At 73.5% G+C, this 16853-nt stretch carries 16 protein-coding genes and 1 tRNA gene; 11 read left to right on the plus strand and 6 right to left on the minus strand.

The window, feature by feature from the left end; genetic code table 11:
* Positions 1 to 166: 166 nt before the first annotated feature.
* Positions 167 to 1237 (plus strand): ArsA-related P-loop ATPase, encoded by a 1071-nt coding sequence (locus ACIGXM_RS02850; protein WP_396556127.1) that lies wholly within the window; start codon positions 167 to 169, stop codon positions 1235 to 1237.
* Positions 1234 to 2451 carry an ArsA family ATPase gene (locus ACIGXM_RS02855; RefSeq protein ID WP_396556129.1) on the plus strand — a complete coding sequence of 406 codons (1218 nt, stop codon included), beginning with the start codon at positions 1234 to 1236 and terminating at the stop codon, positions 2449 to 2451. Before ACIGXM_RS02850 ends, ACIGXM_RS02855 begins: the two co-directional genes overlap by 4 nt.
* Before the next feature lie 16 nt (positions 2452 to 2467).
* Here the strand turns inward: ACIGXM_RS02855 and ACIGXM_RS02860 are convergent, their stop codons facing one another.
* Positions 2468 to 2791 carry a WhiB family transcriptional regulator gene (locus tag ACIGXM_RS02860; RefSeq protein ID WP_145905440.1) on the minus strand — a complete coding sequence of 108 codons (324 nt, stop codon included), beginning with the start codon at positions 2789 to 2791 and terminating at the stop codon, positions 2468 to 2470.
* Positions 2792 to 3213: 422 nt separating this feature from the next.
* Between ACIGXM_RS02860 and ACIGXM_RS02865 the strand changes: the two genes are divergently transcribed.
* Positions 3214 to 5643, plus strand: coding sequence for a transglycosylase domain-containing protein (locus tag ACIGXM_RS02865; RefSeq protein WP_396556131.1), 2430 nt, complete (start codon positions 3214 to 3216; stop codon positions 5641 to 5643).
* A 73-nt stretch (positions 5644 to 5716) separates the two neighbouring features.
* Here ACIGXM_RS02865 and ACIGXM_RS02870 read toward each other — a convergent pair whose 3' ends face one another.
* Positions 5717 to 6175: a GatB/YqeY domain-containing protein gene (locus ACIGXM_RS02870; RefSeq protein WP_396556133.1), complete on the minus strand. Its 459-nt coding sequence runs from the start codon at positions 6173 to 6175 to the stop codon at positions 5717 to 5719.
* A gap of 132 nt (positions 6176 to 6307) precedes the next feature.
* On the opposite strand from ACIGXM_RS02870, the gene ACIGXM_RS02875 reads away from it, so the two are divergent.
* Together ACIGXM_RS02875 and ACIGXM_RS02880 are read left to right on the plus strand one after the other, a co-directional pair.
* Entirely contained in the window at positions 6308 to 7249 is a 942-nt protein-coding gene (locus ACIGXM_RS02875) for a metallophosphoesterase (protein ID WP_396556136.1), read from the plus strand.
* Between the two features lie 141 nt (positions 7250 to 7390).
* A tRNA-Pro gene (locus ACIGXM_RS02880) sits at positions 7391 to 7464 on the plus strand.
* Between the two features lie 256 nt (positions 7465 to 7720).
* Here the strand turns inward: ACIGXM_RS02880 and ACIGXM_RS02885 are convergent.
* Positions 7721 to 8038, minus strand: coding sequence for a hypothetical protein (locus ACIGXM_RS02885; RefSeq protein WP_396556138.1), 318 nt, complete (start codon positions 8036 to 8038; stop codon positions 7721 to 7723).
* Between the two features lie 402 nt (positions 8039 to 8440).
* Between ACIGXM_RS02885 and ACIGXM_RS02890 the strand changes: the two genes are divergently transcribed.
* The 6 genes from ACIGXM_RS02890 (at position 8441) to ACIGXM_RS02915 (ending at position 14073) form a co-directional block, all read left to right on the plus strand.
* The gene (locus ACIGXM_RS02890) at positions 8441 to 9334 is read left to right on the plus strand and encodes a DUF1963 domain-containing protein (protein ID WP_396556140.1); all 894 of its coding nucleotides are present in this window, start codon (positions 8441 to 8443) and stop codon (positions 9332 to 9334) included.
* A gap of 325 nt (positions 9335 to 9659) precedes the next feature.
* The gene (locus ACIGXM_RS02895; protein WP_396556142.1) at positions 9660 to 10397 is read left to right on the plus strand and encodes a DUF4097 family beta strand repeat-containing protein; all 738 of its coding nucleotides are present in this window, start codon (positions 9660 to 9662) and stop codon (positions 10395 to 10397) included.
* A gap of 20 nt (positions 10398 to 10417) precedes the next feature.
* Positions 10418 to 10585 carry a zinc-binding dehydrogenase gene (locus ACIGXM_RS02900; RefSeq protein WP_396557350.1) on the plus strand — a complete coding sequence of 56 codons (168 nt, stop codon included), beginning with the start codon at positions 10418 to 10420 and terminating at the stop codon, positions 10583 to 10585.
* Positions 10586 to 10709: 124 nt separating this feature from the next.
* Positions 10710 to 11591, plus strand: a complete 882-nt coding sequence (locus ACIGXM_RS02905; protein ID WP_396556144.1) for a hypothetical protein — start codon at positions 10710 to 10712, stop codon at positions 11589 to 11591.
* Positions 11592 to 11677: 86 nt separating this feature from the next.
* Complete coding sequence (locus ACIGXM_RS02910; protein ID WP_396556146.1) at positions 11678 to 12178, plus strand: SigE family RNA polymerase sigma factor; 501 nt, start codon at positions 11678 to 11680, stop codon at positions 12176 to 12178.
* A gap of 59 nt (positions 12179 to 12237) precedes the next feature.
* Positions 12238 to 14073, plus strand: a complete 1836-nt coding sequence (locus ACIGXM_RS02915) for a S9 family peptidase (RefSeq protein WP_396556148.1) — start codon at positions 12238 to 12240, stop codon at positions 14071 to 14073.
* 42 nt (positions 14074 to 14115) lie between these two features.
* Here the strand turns inward: ACIGXM_RS02915 and ACIGXM_RS02920 are convergent, their stop codons facing one another.
* The 3 genes from ACIGXM_RS02920 to ACIGXM_RS02930 form a co-directional block, all read right to left on the minus strand.
* Positions 14116 to 14919, minus strand: coding sequence for an SURF1 family protein (locus ACIGXM_RS02920; RefSeq protein ID WP_396556150.1), 804 nt, complete (start codon positions 14917 to 14919; stop codon positions 14116 to 14118).
* Positions 14920 to 15010: 91 nt separating this feature from the next.
* Positions 15011 to 16141 (minus strand): hypothetical protein, encoded by a 1131-nt coding sequence (locus tag ACIGXM_RS02925; protein WP_396556152.1) that lies wholly within the window; start codon positions 16139 to 16141, stop codon positions 15011 to 15013.
* Positions 16134 to 16655: a SigE family RNA polymerase sigma factor gene (locus tag ACIGXM_RS02930; protein WP_396556154.1), complete on the minus strand. Its 522-nt coding sequence runs from the start codon at positions 16653 to 16655 to the stop codon at positions 16134 to 16136. Before ACIGXM_RS02930 ends, ACIGXM_RS02925 begins: the two co-directional genes overlap by 8 nt.
* Positions 16656 to 16853: the final 198 nt, after the last annotated feature.

Here is a 16853-nt window from a genome sequence, read left to right on the forward strand (position 1 = left end):
CGGTCGGGGAGCCGGTCAGTCCGATGTGAGGTGGGACACAAAGCGGGCGAGAATCGGCCCGGGCCACCGGATGCTCCCGGCATCGGACCCGGCCGCTGGTTACCCTCGGCGAGGAGGGCACCCTGGAGTCGTAAGCCTGAGAGCCCCGAGCGGACGGAGACGGAGCGTGGCAGGTACCGAGGAGCCCACCGACGCACCCGGCGGACCCGACTGGGAGGGGGTCCGGCTGCACGTGGTCAGCGGCAAGGGGGGCACCGGCAAGACCACGGTCGCCGCGGCACTCGCGCTGGCCCTGGCCGCGGAGGGGCGACGGACCCTGCTGATCGAGGTCGAGGGCCGACAGGGGATCGCCGAGCTGTTCGGCATCGCCGCGCTGCCGTACGAGGAGCGCAAGGTCGCCGCCGTCTCGCCGGCCCGGCTGGGCCTCCCGGGCCGGGCGACCGGCGAGGTGTTCGCGCTGGCGATCGACCCCGAGCAGGCGCTGCTGGAGTACCTCGACATGTTCTACAAGCTCGGCCGGGCCGGGAAGGCGCTGCAGAAGGTCGGTTTCGTCGACTTCGCGACCACCATCGCGCCGGGGGTGCGGGACGTCCTGCTGACCGGCAAGGCCTGCGAGGCCGCCCGCCGCAAGGGACCGGACGGCCGCCGGGCGTACGACGCGGTGGTGATGGACGCCCCACCGACCGGGCGGCTCACCAGGTTCCTGAACGTCAACTCCGAGGTGGCCGGGCTGGCCAGGTTCGGGCCGATACACAGCCAGGCCCAGGCGGTGATGGGCGTGTTGAAGTCGCCGGAGACGGCGGTGCACCTGGTCACCCTGCTGGAGGAGATGCCGGTGCAGGAGACCGTCGACGGCTTCGCGGAGCTGCGGGCGGCCGGGCTGCCGGCCGGCGGGGTGCTGGTGAACATGGTGCGACCGCCGGTGCTGGACGCGGCGGCGGTCGAGGCGGCGCACGGGGACCACCGCGAGGAGGTCGCACTGGCCCTGGTGGAGGCCGGTCTCGGCGGGCGCTCGCGGACCGCGGCGACGAAGCGGACGGCGGTCGACCCGCTGCTCGACCCGTTGCTGGCGCAGGCCCGCGAGCACGCCGAGCGGGTGTCGCTGGAGCACGAGCAGCGGGCCGACCTGGCCGCGCTGAAGCTGCCGGGCTACGAGCTGCCGCTGCTCAGCGGCGGCGTGGACCTCGGCGGGCTGTACCGATTGGCGGGCGAGCTGAAGCGGCAGGGGGCGGCATGAGCGGGCGGGGCACGACGGCGCAGCCGGACGGACGCGGGGCCGAGCTGGCGGTCGACCGGCTGATCGACGACCCGACGACCCGGATCATCGTCTGCTGCGGCTCCGGCGGGGTGGGCAAGACCACCACGGCCGCCGCGATCGGGCTGCGGGCCGCCGAGCGCGGGCGGCGCACCGTCGTGCTGACCATCGACCCCGCCCGCCGGCTGGCCCAGTCGATGGGCCTGACCGAGCTGGACAACACCCCGCGGCCGGTCAAGGGCGCGGCCGGTCCGGACGGCCCGGGCGAACTGCACGCCATGATGCTGGACATGAAGCGGACCTTCGACGAGGTCGTGCTGGCCCACGCCGACCCGGAGCGGGCCCGGGCGATCCTGGAGAACCCGTTCTACCAGTCGCTCTCGGCGGGCTTCGCGGGGACGCAGGAGTACATGGCGATGGAGAAGCTCGGCCAGCTGCGCTCCACCGGCGAGTGGGACCTGATCGTGGTCGACACCCCGCCGTCCCGCTCGGCGCTGGACTTCCTGGACGCGCCCAACCGGCTGGGCTCCTTCCTGGACGGGAAGATCATCCGGGTGCTGATGGCACCGGCCAAGGTCGGCGGCCGGAGCGCGATGAAGTTCCTCAACGTCGGGATGGGCCTGCTGACCGGTACCCTCGGCAAGATCTTCGGCGCCCAGCTGCTGACCGACCTGCAGACCTTCGTGGCCGCCATGGACTCGATGTTCGGCGGCTTCCGGGAACGCGCGGACCGGACGTACCAGCTGCTCAAGGCGGAGGGCACGGCGTTCCTGGTGGTCGCCGCGCCGGAGCGGGACGCGCTGCGGGAGGCCGCGTACTTCGTGGACCGGCTGGCCGAGGACGAGATGCCGCTGGCGGGCCTGGTGCTCAACCGGGTGCACGGCACCGGGGCTCCGCAGCTGACCGCCGAGCGCGCGCTGGCGGCGGCACAGGCGCTGGAGGAGAACGGGAGCGAGGACGGGACGTCCAGGGCGGACGCGCTGGCGGCCGGACTGCTCCGGCTGCACGCCGAGCGGGTCGAGGTGATGGCCCGGGAGCGGCGCACCCGGGACCGCTTCGTGTCGGTCTACCCGGACGTGCCGATCGTCGAGGTGCCCGCGCTGGCGGGTGACGTGCACGATCTGGACGGGCTGCGGCTGATCGGCCGCCGGCTGAGCGGTGACCCCGAGCCGACCACGGATTCCCCCGAACCGTAGTCCGCCCGACGACGGTTCAACCGGCCTGCGCGTAGTCCGAGAGGATCACACCGGTGGCGAGGGACTCCTCGTACTCCGTGCGGGCGGTCTCCAGCAGGCGCCGCCAGGAGATCACCGTCGGGCGGCGGCGCAGCAGCGCCCGGCGCTCGCGCTCCGTCATCCCTCCCCAGACTCCGAACTCGACCCGGTTGTCGAGGGCGTCCGCCAGGCACTCGGTGCGCACCGGGCACCCGCTGCACACGGCCTTGGCGCGGTTCTGCGCCGCCCCTTGGACGAAAAGCTCGTCCGGATCGCTCGTGCGGCAGGCAGCCTGCGCACTCCAGTCGTCTACCCAGCCCATGCTGGCGCCGTCCTCTCCCGAATCGAGGCTCCCCCACGGCGGCAACGGCATATTCACCGCTGCCAGTTGAGGACGTTACGGAAGATTGGCGAGGCGCAACAGCCCCCCTGGGCCCAATCTCGAATGACCCGATCGGACTATGGGTGCCGACCAGATCACTCGTTGGAGTGATCGCAGGTCGCAGGCCTTGCGAGAACTCGGGTGACACCTCTTGTCACGCAGTGCAACCGATGCCATCGGCGCCAGCCGGGCGACACGCCCTGATGAGCCGTGCCGGGCATCTCATACCCCGTCAATTCGGACAACTCTCAACACTCACAAGAGTCTCAGCAATACGCAGAGCGAGGCTGACCGAATCCTGTGACAAGCGTAGGCGAACGCCTGCCCCGATGGGTGGGTTTCCGAGACGTACAGTCCGTCCCATGGCACCGAAGCGCTCCACAGCACCACAGCGCCCCGGTCGGTCCTGGCTCCGGCGGGAGGACGACTCCACCGCCGAGCTGGTCGGCGAGGGCGTCAAGTTCCTGGGGATCAGCATCCTGTCCGGCATCCTGCTGGCCGGCCTCGCCCTACCCGCCATCGGCGCGCTCGGAGTCGCCGCGAAGACCGGCGCCGAGGGCTTCGACAGCATCCCCGACGACTTCAAGACCCCGACCCTCTCCCAGGCCTCCTTCATCTACGACGCCAAGGGCAACCAGATCGCCAAGGTCTTCGACCGCGACCGGACCATCCTGACCAAGGACCAGATGTCGCCGATCATGCGTCAGGCCCAGGTCGACATCGAGGACAACCGGTTCTTCCAGCACGGTGCGATCGACCCCAAGGGCGTGCTGCGCGCGATCGGCAAGAACGCCTCCTCGGACTCGGCCTCCCAGGGCGCCTCGACGCTGACCCAGCAGTACGTCAAGAACGTCTTCGTCGAGGAGGCGGGCGACGACCAGGCGGCCTTCCTGGAGGCCACCAAGAAGAGCCTGGGCCGCAAGATCAAAGAACTGAAGTACGCCATGAAGCTGGAGGAGGACCTGTCGAAGGACCAGATCCTCACCAACTACCTCAACATCACCTTCTACGGCCACCAGGCGTACGGCGTCGAGGCCGCCTCCCAGCGCTACTTCGGCAAGAGCAACAAGGACGTGACCATCCCCGAGGCCGCGCTGTTGGCCGGGCTGGTGCAGAACCCCTCGGCCTACGACCCGCTGCTGCACCCGAAGGCCGCCCAGGCCCGCCGGGACACCGTGATCGACAAGATGCTGGAGTACCACCACATCACCCCCCAGCAGGCCAAGGACGCGCTGGCCGCCCCGCTCGACCTGAGCTACCACGAGCCGCTGAACGGCTGCATCACGGCCGGCAACGGCATGGGCTTCTTCTGCGACTACGTCCGGCACGTGGTCAAGGGCGACCCCGCCTTCGGGATGACGGCGGCCGAGCGGAACAAGGTGTGGACCGACGGCGGGCTGAAGATCTACACCACCATCGACCCGGCCAAGCAGGCCGCCGTCAACAAGGCGGTGACCACCAAGGTCAACGCCAGTGACTCGGTCTCGGCGGCGATGACCATGCTCAAGCCCGGCACCGGCGAGATCCTCGCGATGGCGCAGACCCGGCCGTACGGACTGGACGCCACCAAGCACCAGACCGTGGTGAACCTCAACGTGGACGCGGCGATGGGCGGCGGCAACGGGTTCCAGCCGGGCTCGACCTTCAAGCCCATCCTGGCCGCGGCGGCGCTGGAGGGCGGCACGCCGATCAACCAGCAGTACCCGGCGCCGGCCCAGATGCCCTACCCGAACGTGAGCACCTGCGAGGGCACCTGGAAGAACCTGCTGCACAGCAACGTGGCCAACGACACCCCGCAGGAGGTGGGACCGATGGCCATGCCGGAGGCGATGGCCCGGTCGGTCAACACCTACTTCGTGCAGCTGGAGGCGGACATCGGCCTCTGTCCGATCCGGCAGATGGCCAACAAGGTCGGTATCAAGGCCAAGGCCAGCGGCGCGCCACTGGAGGAGGTGCCGGCCATCGTGCTCGGCACCGAGGAGATGAGTCCGCTGGACATGGCGGGCGTCTACGCCACCTTCGCCTCCCGCGGTGTCTACTGCGCGCCGGTCGCGATCAGCTCGGTCACCGGGCTGGACGGCAGGCAACTGCCGGTCCCGAAGGCCAACTGCGGCCAGGCCATGCAGCAGAGCACCGCGGACGGGATCAACACCCTGCTCAAGGGGGTGACCGAGAAGGGCGGCACCGGCGGCGCGCTCTCCCTGAGCGACGGCCGCATGATCGCCGGCAAGACCGGGACCACCGACGAACGGCGGGCGGCCTGGTTCGACGGCTACACCCCCGACCTGGTCGGGGTGGTCTGGCTGGGCGGGCCCGAGGGCGGGGTCAAGATGGACCAGAGCATCAAGATCGGCGGGCAGAACTTCCCGGCCGGCGTGTACGGCGCCACCGGGCCGGGGCCGATCTGGCAGCAGGCGATGAGCGAGTCGGTCGCCGGGACCCCGCAGCAGAACTTCCAGCTGGTCAACCTGCCGAGCGCGCCGGCGGCCGGTCCCGGCCAGAACCAGGGCCAAGGCCAGAACCAGAACCAGGGCCAAGGCCAAGGCCAGAACCAGGGCCAGGGCCAGGGCAACCAGGGCGCGCCCGGCCAGGCCCCGGCGGCCCCCCACCCGCCGGCGCCCGCGACTCCGGCCGCGCCGAGCCCGCCGGTGGCGCCCGGTCCGCCGGCCGTCCACCCGGCACCGCCGGCACCGGCCGCCACCGGCCGCGGGAACGGCGGTGGCGGTCACAGCTGGCCGGCCGGCGTCCCCGGCTACGGCATCGGCGGCGCCGGCCAGCCCCGGCGGCACTGAGGGCCACGGACGACCGTGCCCCCGACCCGGGCGGGTCGGGGGCACGGTGCCGTCCGCCGGCCCGCCGGGCGAGCTACTGAGCGCCCAGCGCGGCGCGCACCACGGCGGCCACCCGGCCGCCCTCTGCCACCCCGGCCACCTTGGGCCGGACGATCTTCATCACGGCGCCCATCCCCTGCGGCCCGCTCGCCCCGCTCTCCGCGACGGCCGCGGCCACGATCGCCGCCAGCTCCTCGTCGCTGAGCTGCCGGGGCAGGTACTCGGCGAGCACCTCCCCCTCCGCCCGCTCGCGCGCGGCGGACTCGGCCCGGCCCGCGGTCTCGAAGGCGGCGGCCGCGTCCCGGCGCTTCTTCGCCTCGCCCTCGACCACCTGGAGCACCTCCGCGTCGGAGAGCTCGCGCTTGGTGGTCCCCGCCACCTCGGCACCGGTGACGGCGGCCAGGGTCAGCCGGAGGGTGGACGAGCGCAGCTCGTCCCGAGCCTTGATCGCGGCCGTGAGATCGTCCCGCAGCCGCTCCTTGAGCGTTGTCATGCCGCGAGTCTCTCAGCTGGGCTGCCCGAACGCCGTCCAATTTCGACCGACCGACCGTCAGCCGGCTCCGGCCGGGCGAGCGGGGCGGGGCGCGGGTGCACCCGCTCCGCGGCCGTCTGCGACCATGGACCGATGCGAAAGCTGTACTCCGTTCCGCTCGGAATCGCCGCCACCGGCGCCGCCTGCCTCGCCTACTCCGCCGGGTACGAGGTCCGCTCCTTCCGGCTCCGCCGGGTGGAGATCCCGGTCCTGCCGAAGGGGGCCAAGCCCCTCCGGGTGCTCCAGGTATCGGACATCCACATGGTGACCGGGCAGCGGAAGAAGCAGCGCTGGCTGCAGAGCCTGGCCGGACTCCGCCCGGACCTGGTGGTGAACACCGGCGACAACCTCTCCGACCCGCTCGGCGTGCCGTCCGCGCTGGACGCGCTCGGGCCGCTGATGGAGTTCCCCGGGGTGTACGTCTTCGGGTCGAACGACTACTACGGCCCGGCCCGGAAGAGCCCCACCCGCTACCTCAAGGCGCTGAGCACCGGCAACCACGGGCTGAACAACGCCGACGGCACCGGGCGGCGCGGCATCACCGGCGCCGTCCACAACCCGTGGGAGAAGCTGCGCGACGGCTTCGACGCGGCCGGCTGGCTGGACCTCACCAACACCCGCGGCCGGCTCGCCCTGCGCGGGCTCGACCTGGAGTTCACCGGGTTGGACGACCCGCACATCCGCCGCGACCGGTACGCGGACGTGGCCGGCGGCCCGGCCGCCGACGCCGACCTCTCGATCGGCGTGGTCCACGCGCCCTACCTGCGCACCCTGGACGCCTTCACCGCGGACGGGTACCCACTGATCCTGGCCGGCCACACCCACGGCGGCCAGCTCTGCATCCCCTTCTACGGCGCTCTGGTGACCAACTGCGACCTGGACGCCAAGCGGGTCAAGGGCCTCTCCAGCCACCGGGCCGGCGGCAAGCAGGCCTACCTGCACGTCTCGGCCGGCTGCGGCACCAACCGCTACACCCCGGTCCGCTTCGCCTGCCCCCCCGAGGCCACCCTGATGACCCTCACCCCCCGCGCCTGACCCCGGGGCCCGTGCGGACGCCCGGCCGACCCCGGTCCGGAGCCGTCCGCACGGGCTCCGGAGGACCGGATTTCGTGTCCTGAGCTGCGTCGGGTAGAGTTCTACTCGTTGCAACGGAGACGGAAGCAACAAACGCAAGACCGGGGTGTGGCGCAGCTTGGTAGCGCGCTTCGTTCGGGACGAAGAGGCCGTGGGTTCAAATCCCGCCACCCCGACCCAGTAACACCAGCTCAGGGCCGTTGCTCCGCAAGGAGTAACGGCCCTGACTGGTTTCTCGCCTCCCCTGGGGGTCGCTGGGGAGTGACCCGCTCCCAGCGGCTCCACCAACGCTCCATCAGCAGCGTGTCGCGGACAGCCACGGGCGAGGGAGGCGACATGCTCCGGCGCGGGCTTCCGGAGCAGCCCCCAGGGGCGCGTCAGGCCGTCCATCGGCTCGCGCCGCATCGCGGGCCTGGCGGAGCTGTCTGGTTGTCAGGGTGCGACGATCATGACGCAGCCCGGCTTGCCGGATCCGCCCGAGCCGCCCTTGCCGCCTCCTCCTCCGGCGGGGACGGTCACGTTCAGCACGGTGCCCGCCTGCAGGCCGGTGACGGTGCAGGTGATCGCAGCCCTGGCACTGCCACCACCGCCCCCGCCGATGAAACTGAACCTGCCGCCGGCTCCACCGGCGCCGATGACCGTGAACCGGATCCGTCCCGCGTCCCGGGGCACCGTGTAGCCGAAGTTGCCGGGAGCCTCGCACACCGTCGTGGCACCGGTGGCCGGGCAGGCCGGCGCAGCGGCGGCCATGGCAGCCGCGCCCGGCACGCTCAGCGGCAGCACCGCACCGCCGAGTGACGTTACGTTCAGCGTTCACCTGGCGACAAAGAGTGCAGTGCTCCGTAGGTTCACCGGGTTGGCGGTGGCGCAGATCGCCGCGGGGCCACTCCCGGGATCTCCCGCTGATGCTCCTTCAGCGGATGAGCGGGGTCGCCACGGGCGGGCTTGGGAGACGTCGCCCACCGCCCTCCGGCATCACCGCCCGACACTCCGTCAGACCGTCGACCAGCCGTCACCGTCCCTCCGGGGTGACCCGCGCCGCCGGCGACGCCGGCGGCTGCCCGGGACGGCGGTGTCGTCCGGCGCGGCTACGCTGCGGGGCGCCGCGGCTCCGCCGTCGCGAACCGACACCGACCCGCAGGAGCAGCCACCATGGCCCGGACCACCCCGCCGCGTCCCGTCGACGTGGAGACGCTGTTCCCGGAGGTCTCGCCGTACCGCAGGGACACCGTCCGCCTGCACCCGCGGGCCGGCGATCCGGGCGTGCGGGACAGCTCCGTGGGCGGGCCCCTGCTGTGGCCGCGGTCGCAGCCCTGGCCGCACTGCCACGACGACCATCCGCACACCGCCTTCGCCCCGCCGCAACCCGGCGCGATCCCCTTGGTGCCCGTCCTCCAACTGTTCGCCGCCGACGTCCCCGAGCTGCCCTTCCCAGCCGGCACGGACGTCCTGCAGGTGCTGTGGTGCCCGTTCGACCACGAGGCCGGTTACGTTCCCCGCCCGGAGCGCTACTGGCGGGACGGTTCCGCCTGCGACGGCGAACCGGGCACCCCGCCCCGGCCGATCGGCGCCGACGACGACTACCTGCCCGACCCGTGCGTGCTGCACCCCGAGAGGACCGCCGACTACCCGAACTGGGACCTGCCCGAGGAGGTCGCCGAGGCACTGGAGGAACGGTTCGACCGGCTGGAGGAGGAGACCGGGTGGTCGTACTGGTCGCACCTGTCCGTGGCCGACGGCATCAAGGTCGGCGGGTACCCGACGTGGACCCAGGAGCCGTCCTGGCCCGACTGCCCGACCTGCGGCCAGCGCATGGAGCACCTGCTCACGGTCAACAGCGCGGAGTTCGACGGCGAGTCCTGGCGGACCTGGCTCCCCGTCGAGGACATCCCCGCCACGGGCACCGTCTGGGACCTCCCGTACCAGGAGCGCACGCGGATCCAGCGCCCGCCGGGGCTGATGCTCGGCGACATGGGCGGCATCTACCTCTTCGACTGCCGACGCTGCCCGGACCGGCCCTACAGCCACCGCTCCGACTGCTCCTAGCGGGGATCTCCGGGCCGGCGGGCTCGCGCCGGGGATCGGGCGGCGGTCGGATGTCGACTTCGCACGGGTGGGAGCGGTATTCGATCAGGCACCGCCGCGTCGGCGGCTGGACGAACCGCGCCAGCCGCTCGGCGTCCCGCGGGCCTCCGGCGCGACCGTCGACTCCAGCACCCGGGACCGCGGCTCGGGCTGGATCGAAGCACGCCCCTGAGGCGGCGGGTGGGGGTCGTCAGGTCCTTCCAGGGTTGTTCCCGATGTGACGGCCGGTCAGGTCGGGTCAGAATGTTCGGAGCCTGACCGACGCGCCGTCTTGGAGGGGGAATCCGTGTCCACCAAAGCCCGTTCCAGCACTGCCGCTCGTGGCGGCAGGTGGGCGGTGGCCGTCGCGGTCGCCGCGGTCGCCGTGACCGGCCTGGTCAGTGGGTGTTCCGTCCTCGACAGCAGGACGGACTCCCAGAGCTACCAGGTGACGGACGCGGTGAAGTCGGTCAATGTCGATGACCGGGGCGGCAGCATCGAGGTGGTCGCCACCGACCAGAGCACGGTCACGGTGGTGGAGACCTACACCTACTCGGACGGCAAGCCGCGCACCACGCACTCCGTGCGGGACGGCGAACTCACGCTCCAGGCGAACGGTTGCAGCTCCAGCGGGTTCGGACACGTCGGAAGCAAGTGCGACGTGTCGTACCGGCTGGAGGTCCCCCGGGCCACCGCGACCCATCTGACCAGCGACGGCGGGAGCATCAGCCTCGAGGGGCTGTCCGGCACGACGTACGCGCACACCAGCGGCGGCGCCGTCGACGTCCACGACTCCGCGGCCACGGACGTCACCGCCCAGACCGACGGCGGCAGCGTCGACGTGCGGCTCGACCGGACGCCGGACCAGGTCGACGCCGAGAGCGGCGGCGGCAGCGTGCGGATCCGGGTGCCCAAGGGCTCCTACGCGGTGGACCTGGACGGCTCCGTCACCGGCCGGTCCGTCGGGGTGACGACCGACCCGACCTCCACGCACCGGATCAAGGCGCACACCGGGGGCGGCAGCGTGTCCGTCGAGGACGACTGAGCCGCACGTCCTACCCGCTGCTGGTCGAGGCCGACCGGGCGGGCATGCGCGCGATCGGCGAGCTGCTCGCCGCCGACAGGCTCGGGCCGGTGATCGAGGCCACCTTCCCACTCGACCAGGCCGCCAAGGGCCACGCGTTGGGCGACACCGGGCGAGTGACCGGAAAGATCGTGCTCACCGTCCCATAGGGCCGTGGAAAAAAGACCTCGGCGGGTGCGACCGAACCGGCCTCCCGAGCCGTCCCATCGGGCAGAGCCCCGCGAACGAGCGGGTCCGCATAGCCGGCGTGCGGTCGACACCAGAGGACATCACGTGACGTCAGAGGACTTCACCGGAATCGACGGAATCGACGGGTTCCGCACCGCACTCGATGACGAGCTACTCGCACTGACCCCGCCGCCGCTGGGCGACGTGGTCGGCGCGGCGGCCCAGCGCGGACGCCGGATCCGGCGGCTGCGGGTGATCAGCACGGCGGCCGCGTCGGTGGTCGCGCTGGCCACCCTCACCGCGCTGCTGACCGGTCCGCTCGACCCGGCCACCCGCTCGCGCGAGCTGGGCGCGGCGGCCGGACCGTCCGTCGTCGCCGGCCAGCCGTCCCCGGCCCCGACGCCCACGCCTACGCCGACGCCCACGCCGAGCGACACCCCCACCGCGAGCCCCTCCGCGAGCCAGGCCGGCCCGGTCGCGGCGGCCGACGCGACCGGCGCCGCCGTGCTGCAGGCCGTGCTGAACCTGCTGCCGAAGGGCGTCACCCCCTCCCACCTCGCCGCCAACGACGCGAGCGTCAACGGCAACGAGATCACCGAAACCGGCGCCCAGGTCTACCTGACCTCCGCGGCCGGCACCGGGATGATCCGGGTGGACGTGGGCAAGGGCGACGGCGGCGATCTCTGCGCCCGCGGCGCGACGTGCTACCGGGACAGCCGGGGACAGCAGGTCTCGGTGCTGACCCTGCCGGGGAACTGCGTGCAGAGCCTGGTCGTCACCGTCGAGCACTCCGACCACAGTGTGGTCATGATCAGCGTGGCAAGCTGCCTCGCCTGGGACGGCAGCGCCAACCGGCCCGGGGTCCCGGCGCTGACGGCCGACCAGGCGACGGCGATCGCCGGCGACCCGACGCTCACGGCGATGATGCCCGCCGAGTACATCGCCAGGGCGAACGCCCTCTTCGGCGGCGTGCCCACGTTCAGCTGATCCGGTCCGCCGCGGCTCCCGTCCCCCGGGAGTCGCGGCGGCTTTCGTCGTCCGTCCCACCGCCTGCCCAGATCGGGGTCCCAGTAGTGCGCAACGAAGCAGACTTCACCGCCTTCGCGCAGGCCGGCGCGGTCCGCCTGCGTCAGATCGCCTACCTGATGTGCCGGGACTGGCACCTCGCGCAGGACCTCACCCAGACCACGCTCACCAAGATGTACGTCGCCTGGAACCGGATCAACCGCCGTCCGGAGCTGGACCCCTTCCTGTACGCCCGCAAGGTGCTGCTGAACTCGCTGCTCGACCACCGCAGGCTGCGCAGCAGCGGCGAGCTGGCCACCGACCAGCTCCCGGACCGGCCGGGCGCCGCCGACCCCACCGCCGTCCGGCTCACCCTGCTGGACGCGCTCGCGCTGCTGCCCAAGCGGGACCGGGCGATCGTGCTGCTGCGCTACTGGGAGGACCACAGTGTCGAGGCCACCGCCGAGATCCTGGGGGTGAGCCCCTCGGTGGTGAAGTCGCAGAGCATGCGCTCGCTGGCGGTGCTCCGCGAGCACCTGGGCCCGGACCGCGAGCTGCTCTTCGGCTGAGCCCCGTCGCACGACCGGGGGGCTGCCGCCACCGCGCCCCCATCGGGTTGGATGGGTGGATGAGTAGCGAGAAGCACGACACGCCCGCCTGGGAGCAGCGGTTCCGGGCGGCGCGGGTCTCCCTCCCCGACTGGGCGGACGACGCGCCCGACCGGTCGCTGTACGTCTCCAACGCCACCGGCAGCTACCAGGTGTACGCCTGGGACCGGGCCGCCGGCACCCACCGGCAGGTCACCGACCGCCCGCACGGCACCACCGACGCGGCGCTCTCCCCCGACGGCGCCTGGGTCTGGTGGTTCGACGACACCGACGGCGACGAGTTCGGCGTCTGGCGCCGGCAGCCGTTCGAGGGCGGCCCGGACCAGGAGGCGGTGCCCGGACTCGCCCCGTCCTACGAGGCCGGCCTGGCGCTCGGCCGGGACGGCACCGTGGTCGTCGGCCGCTCCACCGACGAGGCGGGCACCACCCTGCACCTGCTCCGGCCGGGCGCCGCGGAGCCGGTCGAGGTCTACCGGCACGCCGAGTACGGCAGCGTGGGCGACCTCTCGCACGACGGCACACTGCTCGCCATCGAGCACACCGAACACGGCGACGCCATGCACAGCGCGATCCGGGTGGTGCGGACCGGGCGGGAGTCCCCCGGTTCGGAGGCCGGGGGAGGCTCGACGGTCGCCGAGCTGGACGAGGTGACCGGCCGTGAGCAGCCGCTCGGCCTGGCCTGCCTGGGCTTCGCCCCGGTGCCCGGGGACAGCCGGCTGCTGGTCGCCCACCAGCGGCACGACCGCTGGGAGCCGATGCTCTGGGACCCGCTGACCGGCGTCGAGACCGAGCTGGCGCTGCGCACGGCGGACGGACGGCCGCTGCCCGGCGACGTCTCGGCGCAGTGGCGGCCGGGGGCCGGAGCCCTGCTGATCGAGCACGAGTTCGAGGCGCGCAGTGAGCTGTTCTCCTACGACCTGGCCGACGGCACGCTGACCCGGCTGGAGACCCCGCGCGGCACGGTGGCCGGCGCCACCGCCCGGCCGGACGGGACCGTCGAGTTCCTCTGGTCCTCCGCCGCGGAGCCCTCGGTGGTCCGCTCCACCGCGGGCACCGTGGTGCTGCGCGCCCCCGGCGCGGTGCCGCCCGGCTCGGTGCCGGTCGAGGACGTCTGGGTGGACGGGCCCGGCGGGCGGGTGCACGCGCTGGTGCAGCGCCCGGCCGGCGAGGGTCCGTTCCCGACCGTCTTCGAGGTGCACGGCGGCCCGACCCACCACGACAGCGACTCCTTCGCGGCCGGCCCGGCCGCCTGGCTGGACCACGGTTTCGCGGTGGTCCGGGTCAACTACCGCGGCTCGACCGGCTACGGCCAGGCCTGGACGGACGCGCTGCGCGAGCGGGTGGGCCTGATCGAGCTGGAGGACATCGGCGCGGTGCGCGCCTGGGCGGTGGCGTCCGGGCTCGCCGACCCGGCCCGGCTGGTGCTCTCCGGCGGCTCGTGGGGCGGCTACCTGACCCTGCTCGGCCTCGGCACCCAGCCGGACGCCTGGTCGCTGGGCCTGGCCGCGGTCCCGGTCGCGGACTACCTGACCGCGTACGGGGACGAGATGGAGGCCCTCAAGTCGCTCGACCGGACGCTCTTCGGCGGCACGCCGGAGGAGGTGCCGGAGCGCTGGCGGGCCTCCTCACCGCTGACCCACGTGGCCAACGTCCGGGTGCCGCTCTACCTCAGCGCCGGCCTGAACGACCCGCGCTGCCCGATCCGGCAGATCGAGAACTACGTGGCGCGACTGGTGGAACTGGGCGTCCCGCACGAGGTGTACCGCTACGACGCGGGGCACGGCTCGCTGGTGGTGGACGAGCGGATCAAGCAGCAGCGGCTGGAGATCGACTTCGTCCGGCGCCACCTGGGCTGACGCCGGACAGGCCCTGGGCCCGGTCCGGGACCGGGCTCCGGGTCAGTCCAGGACGGGGTCAGTCCAGGACGGGGTCAGCCCGAGCGCCCGGTCCTGGGCGGCCTCCGCCTCCCGGCGGGCCAGCCGGAACCACATGAAGCCGACGAAACCCGCGAAGGCGAACCACTGCAGGGTGTAGCCGAGGTTCTGGAAGGCCCGGGCGGTCAGCCCGTTCCCGCCGTCCGGCTGGGTGGTCGGCACGGCGGTCAGGCCGGCCGGGACGGTGTCGGCGGCCACCCATCCGTCGTAGGTCGGATAGGGCAGCAGGTTGACCAGGGTGGCCGGGCTGATCATGCCGAGCTGCCCGTCCGGCAGGCCGCCGGCCACCGCGCCGGAGGTGTCGGCGGTCTCGTCGGCCTGCAACCTCCCGGTCACCGTGACCTGGCCGGTCGGGGCGGGAGGGGGCGTGCCGGGGTTGCCCTCGGCCCAGCCGCGGACCACCGAGACGGCCGGGCCGGCCGCGGTGCGCAGCGGGGTCAGCACGTAGTAACCCTGTTTCCCGTTGACCGTCCGGTTGGGCACCAGCAGCTGGTGCGCCGCGTCGTACGTCCCGGTGGCGGTCACCTCGCGGCCCAGCGCGCCGGTGGTCAGCTGGGCGGTCGGCCCGGGCAGCAGGGCCTCGAGCGGGCTCGCGGCGGCGGGCCGCGCCGGCGTGCTGGCCTGCGTGTGGTGCTGAGGGTGCGAGACACCGGCCGCCGCCTCGAACCGGCTCAGCTGCCAGGTGCCCAGCCAGACGCAGACCACGATGGCGGCGATCGACAGGACGGTGCTGCCGAGCCAGCGCGGAGTCAGGAGGAACCGGTACACAGCCCCCACGGTAACCAGCGATCCCACCGGCCCGGACGCAGGGTCCCCGTCCGGCGGCGCGCGGGTGCGCCGGCCGCCGGACGGGCCGGGCTCAGGAGGCCGCCTGCGGCACCGAGCGGTAGAGCGTCCCGCCGCCGCACACCCCGTCGATCACGGTGCTGGCCGCGTCCGGGCCGGTTCCCAGCGGCTGGTGGCCGACGGTGAGCGAGGCCGGCACGGCCGGGGCGACGGTGGCGGCCGGGGACGGCGAGGCGCCGGGCGAGGCCGGGCCGTCGGCCACCGGGGCTGCCGGGGCGGCCGGGCCGGCCGTGCCGTTGGAGAGCGCCGGGCCGGCCGAGACCGGGGCGCCGGCGCCGGACGGGCTGGGGCTGGGCGAGGCGCTCGTCCCGGCCGTCCCGGCCCCCTGGCCGGCCGACTGGACCGGGCTCGGGCCGGCGGCCGGGCAGAGGCTGTCCGGCACCCAGGCGAACGGCAGCCGGTAGCTGGCCGCGGCGGCCAGCAGCAGCCGGGCCGGCAGACTCGCCGGGTCGGGCAGGCCACCGGCCGGGTCGCCGACGGTGTGGGCCACCACCCGGATCGCGCCCGTCCCGCCGCTGACCGAGACCGTGCCCGGGTCGGCCACCACGCACGCGTGCCCGGAGACGTTGGCCACCGAGAAGTACCCGTACCGCCGGCCGGCCGCGTCGGGCGCACCCAGTTGCGCGGCGCCGCCGCCCAGATCGGTCCGGACGCAGTCGGGCGCGCCGGCGGCCGCCGCGGCCGGGCCGGCGGCGCTGGCGCTCGGCCCGCCGGCCGTGACGCTGGGCCCGGCCGAGACCGGCTCGGCCGAGGCGCTCGGGCTCGACAGACCGGCGCTCGCCGCCGGGACGGGGAGCGGAACCTGTCCCCGCGCCGGCGCGGACAGCCGGGGCGCCGGCGCGGCGGCCGCGCCTCCGCTGCCCCCGCCGGGCGCCGAACCGTCCGAGAGCTGCAACGCGCCGAGGCTGTTCAGGGTCGGCAGCACCGCGGTGGCCAGGGCGACCACGGCCGCACCGGTCCACACCTGCCGGTGCCGGGCCCGCCGGGCCGGGATCGCCCGGCGGATCCGCGGCAGCGCGTCCGCCGCGGGTTGCAGGCCGTCCACCGCGCCGTGCAGCAGCGCCCGCAGCGCCGCCTCCTCGCCGCGGCCCTCGGCCGCCGCCTCCGCCCGCTTCGCGTCCCGGCCGAACCGATCCTCAGTCATGACTGCTCTCCATCAGCACCCGCAGCGCCGCCAGGCCGCGCGAGCCGTACGCCTTGACCGCCCCCACGGAGACCCCCAGCACCTCGGCGACCTGAGCCTCGGTCAGATCGGCGTAGTAGCGCAGGACCAGGACCTCGCGCTGCCGCCGCTGCAGGCCGCGCAGGGCGGCCCTCAACTGGTCGCGTTCCAGAGCATCGTAGGCGCCCTCCTCTGCGCTGGCCATGTCAGGCATCGGCTTGGGCAGCAGGCGCAGGCCCAGGATCCGCCGACGAAGCGTGCTGCGGGACAGGTTGACGACGGTCTGGCGCAGGTAGGCCAGGGTCTTCTCGGGGTCGCGCACCCGGCGGCGGGCCGCGTGCACCCGGATGAACGCCTCCTGGACGACGTCCTCGCAGGAGGACAGGTCGTCCAACAGCAGCGCGGCCAGCCGCAGCAGTGAGCGGTAGTGGGCCTGGTAGGTCTCGGTGAGCAGGTCGACACTGGCTCCCGCCGTGTCGGTGGCGGCCATGGTCATCCCCGGCTCAACCGGTTGCCGGACAAGCGGACGGACCCCCGCCAGGGGCAGCCGCACCGTCGGATCCACACCCACCGCCACCAGGTCTGTCACGCCCGTTGGACACTTGATCCCCCCTCAGGGTTGCCCCGTTCGGCGGACATTCTTCCGCACGCGACGGAGCCCCCTCCACCTGAAGGGGGCTCCTCGGGATCCGGA

It is taken from the genome of Kitasatospora sp. NPDC052896, assembly GCF_044547075.1.
Classification (GTDB): domain Bacteria; phylum Actinomycetota; class Actinomycetes; order Streptomycetales; family Streptomycetaceae; genus Kitasatospora.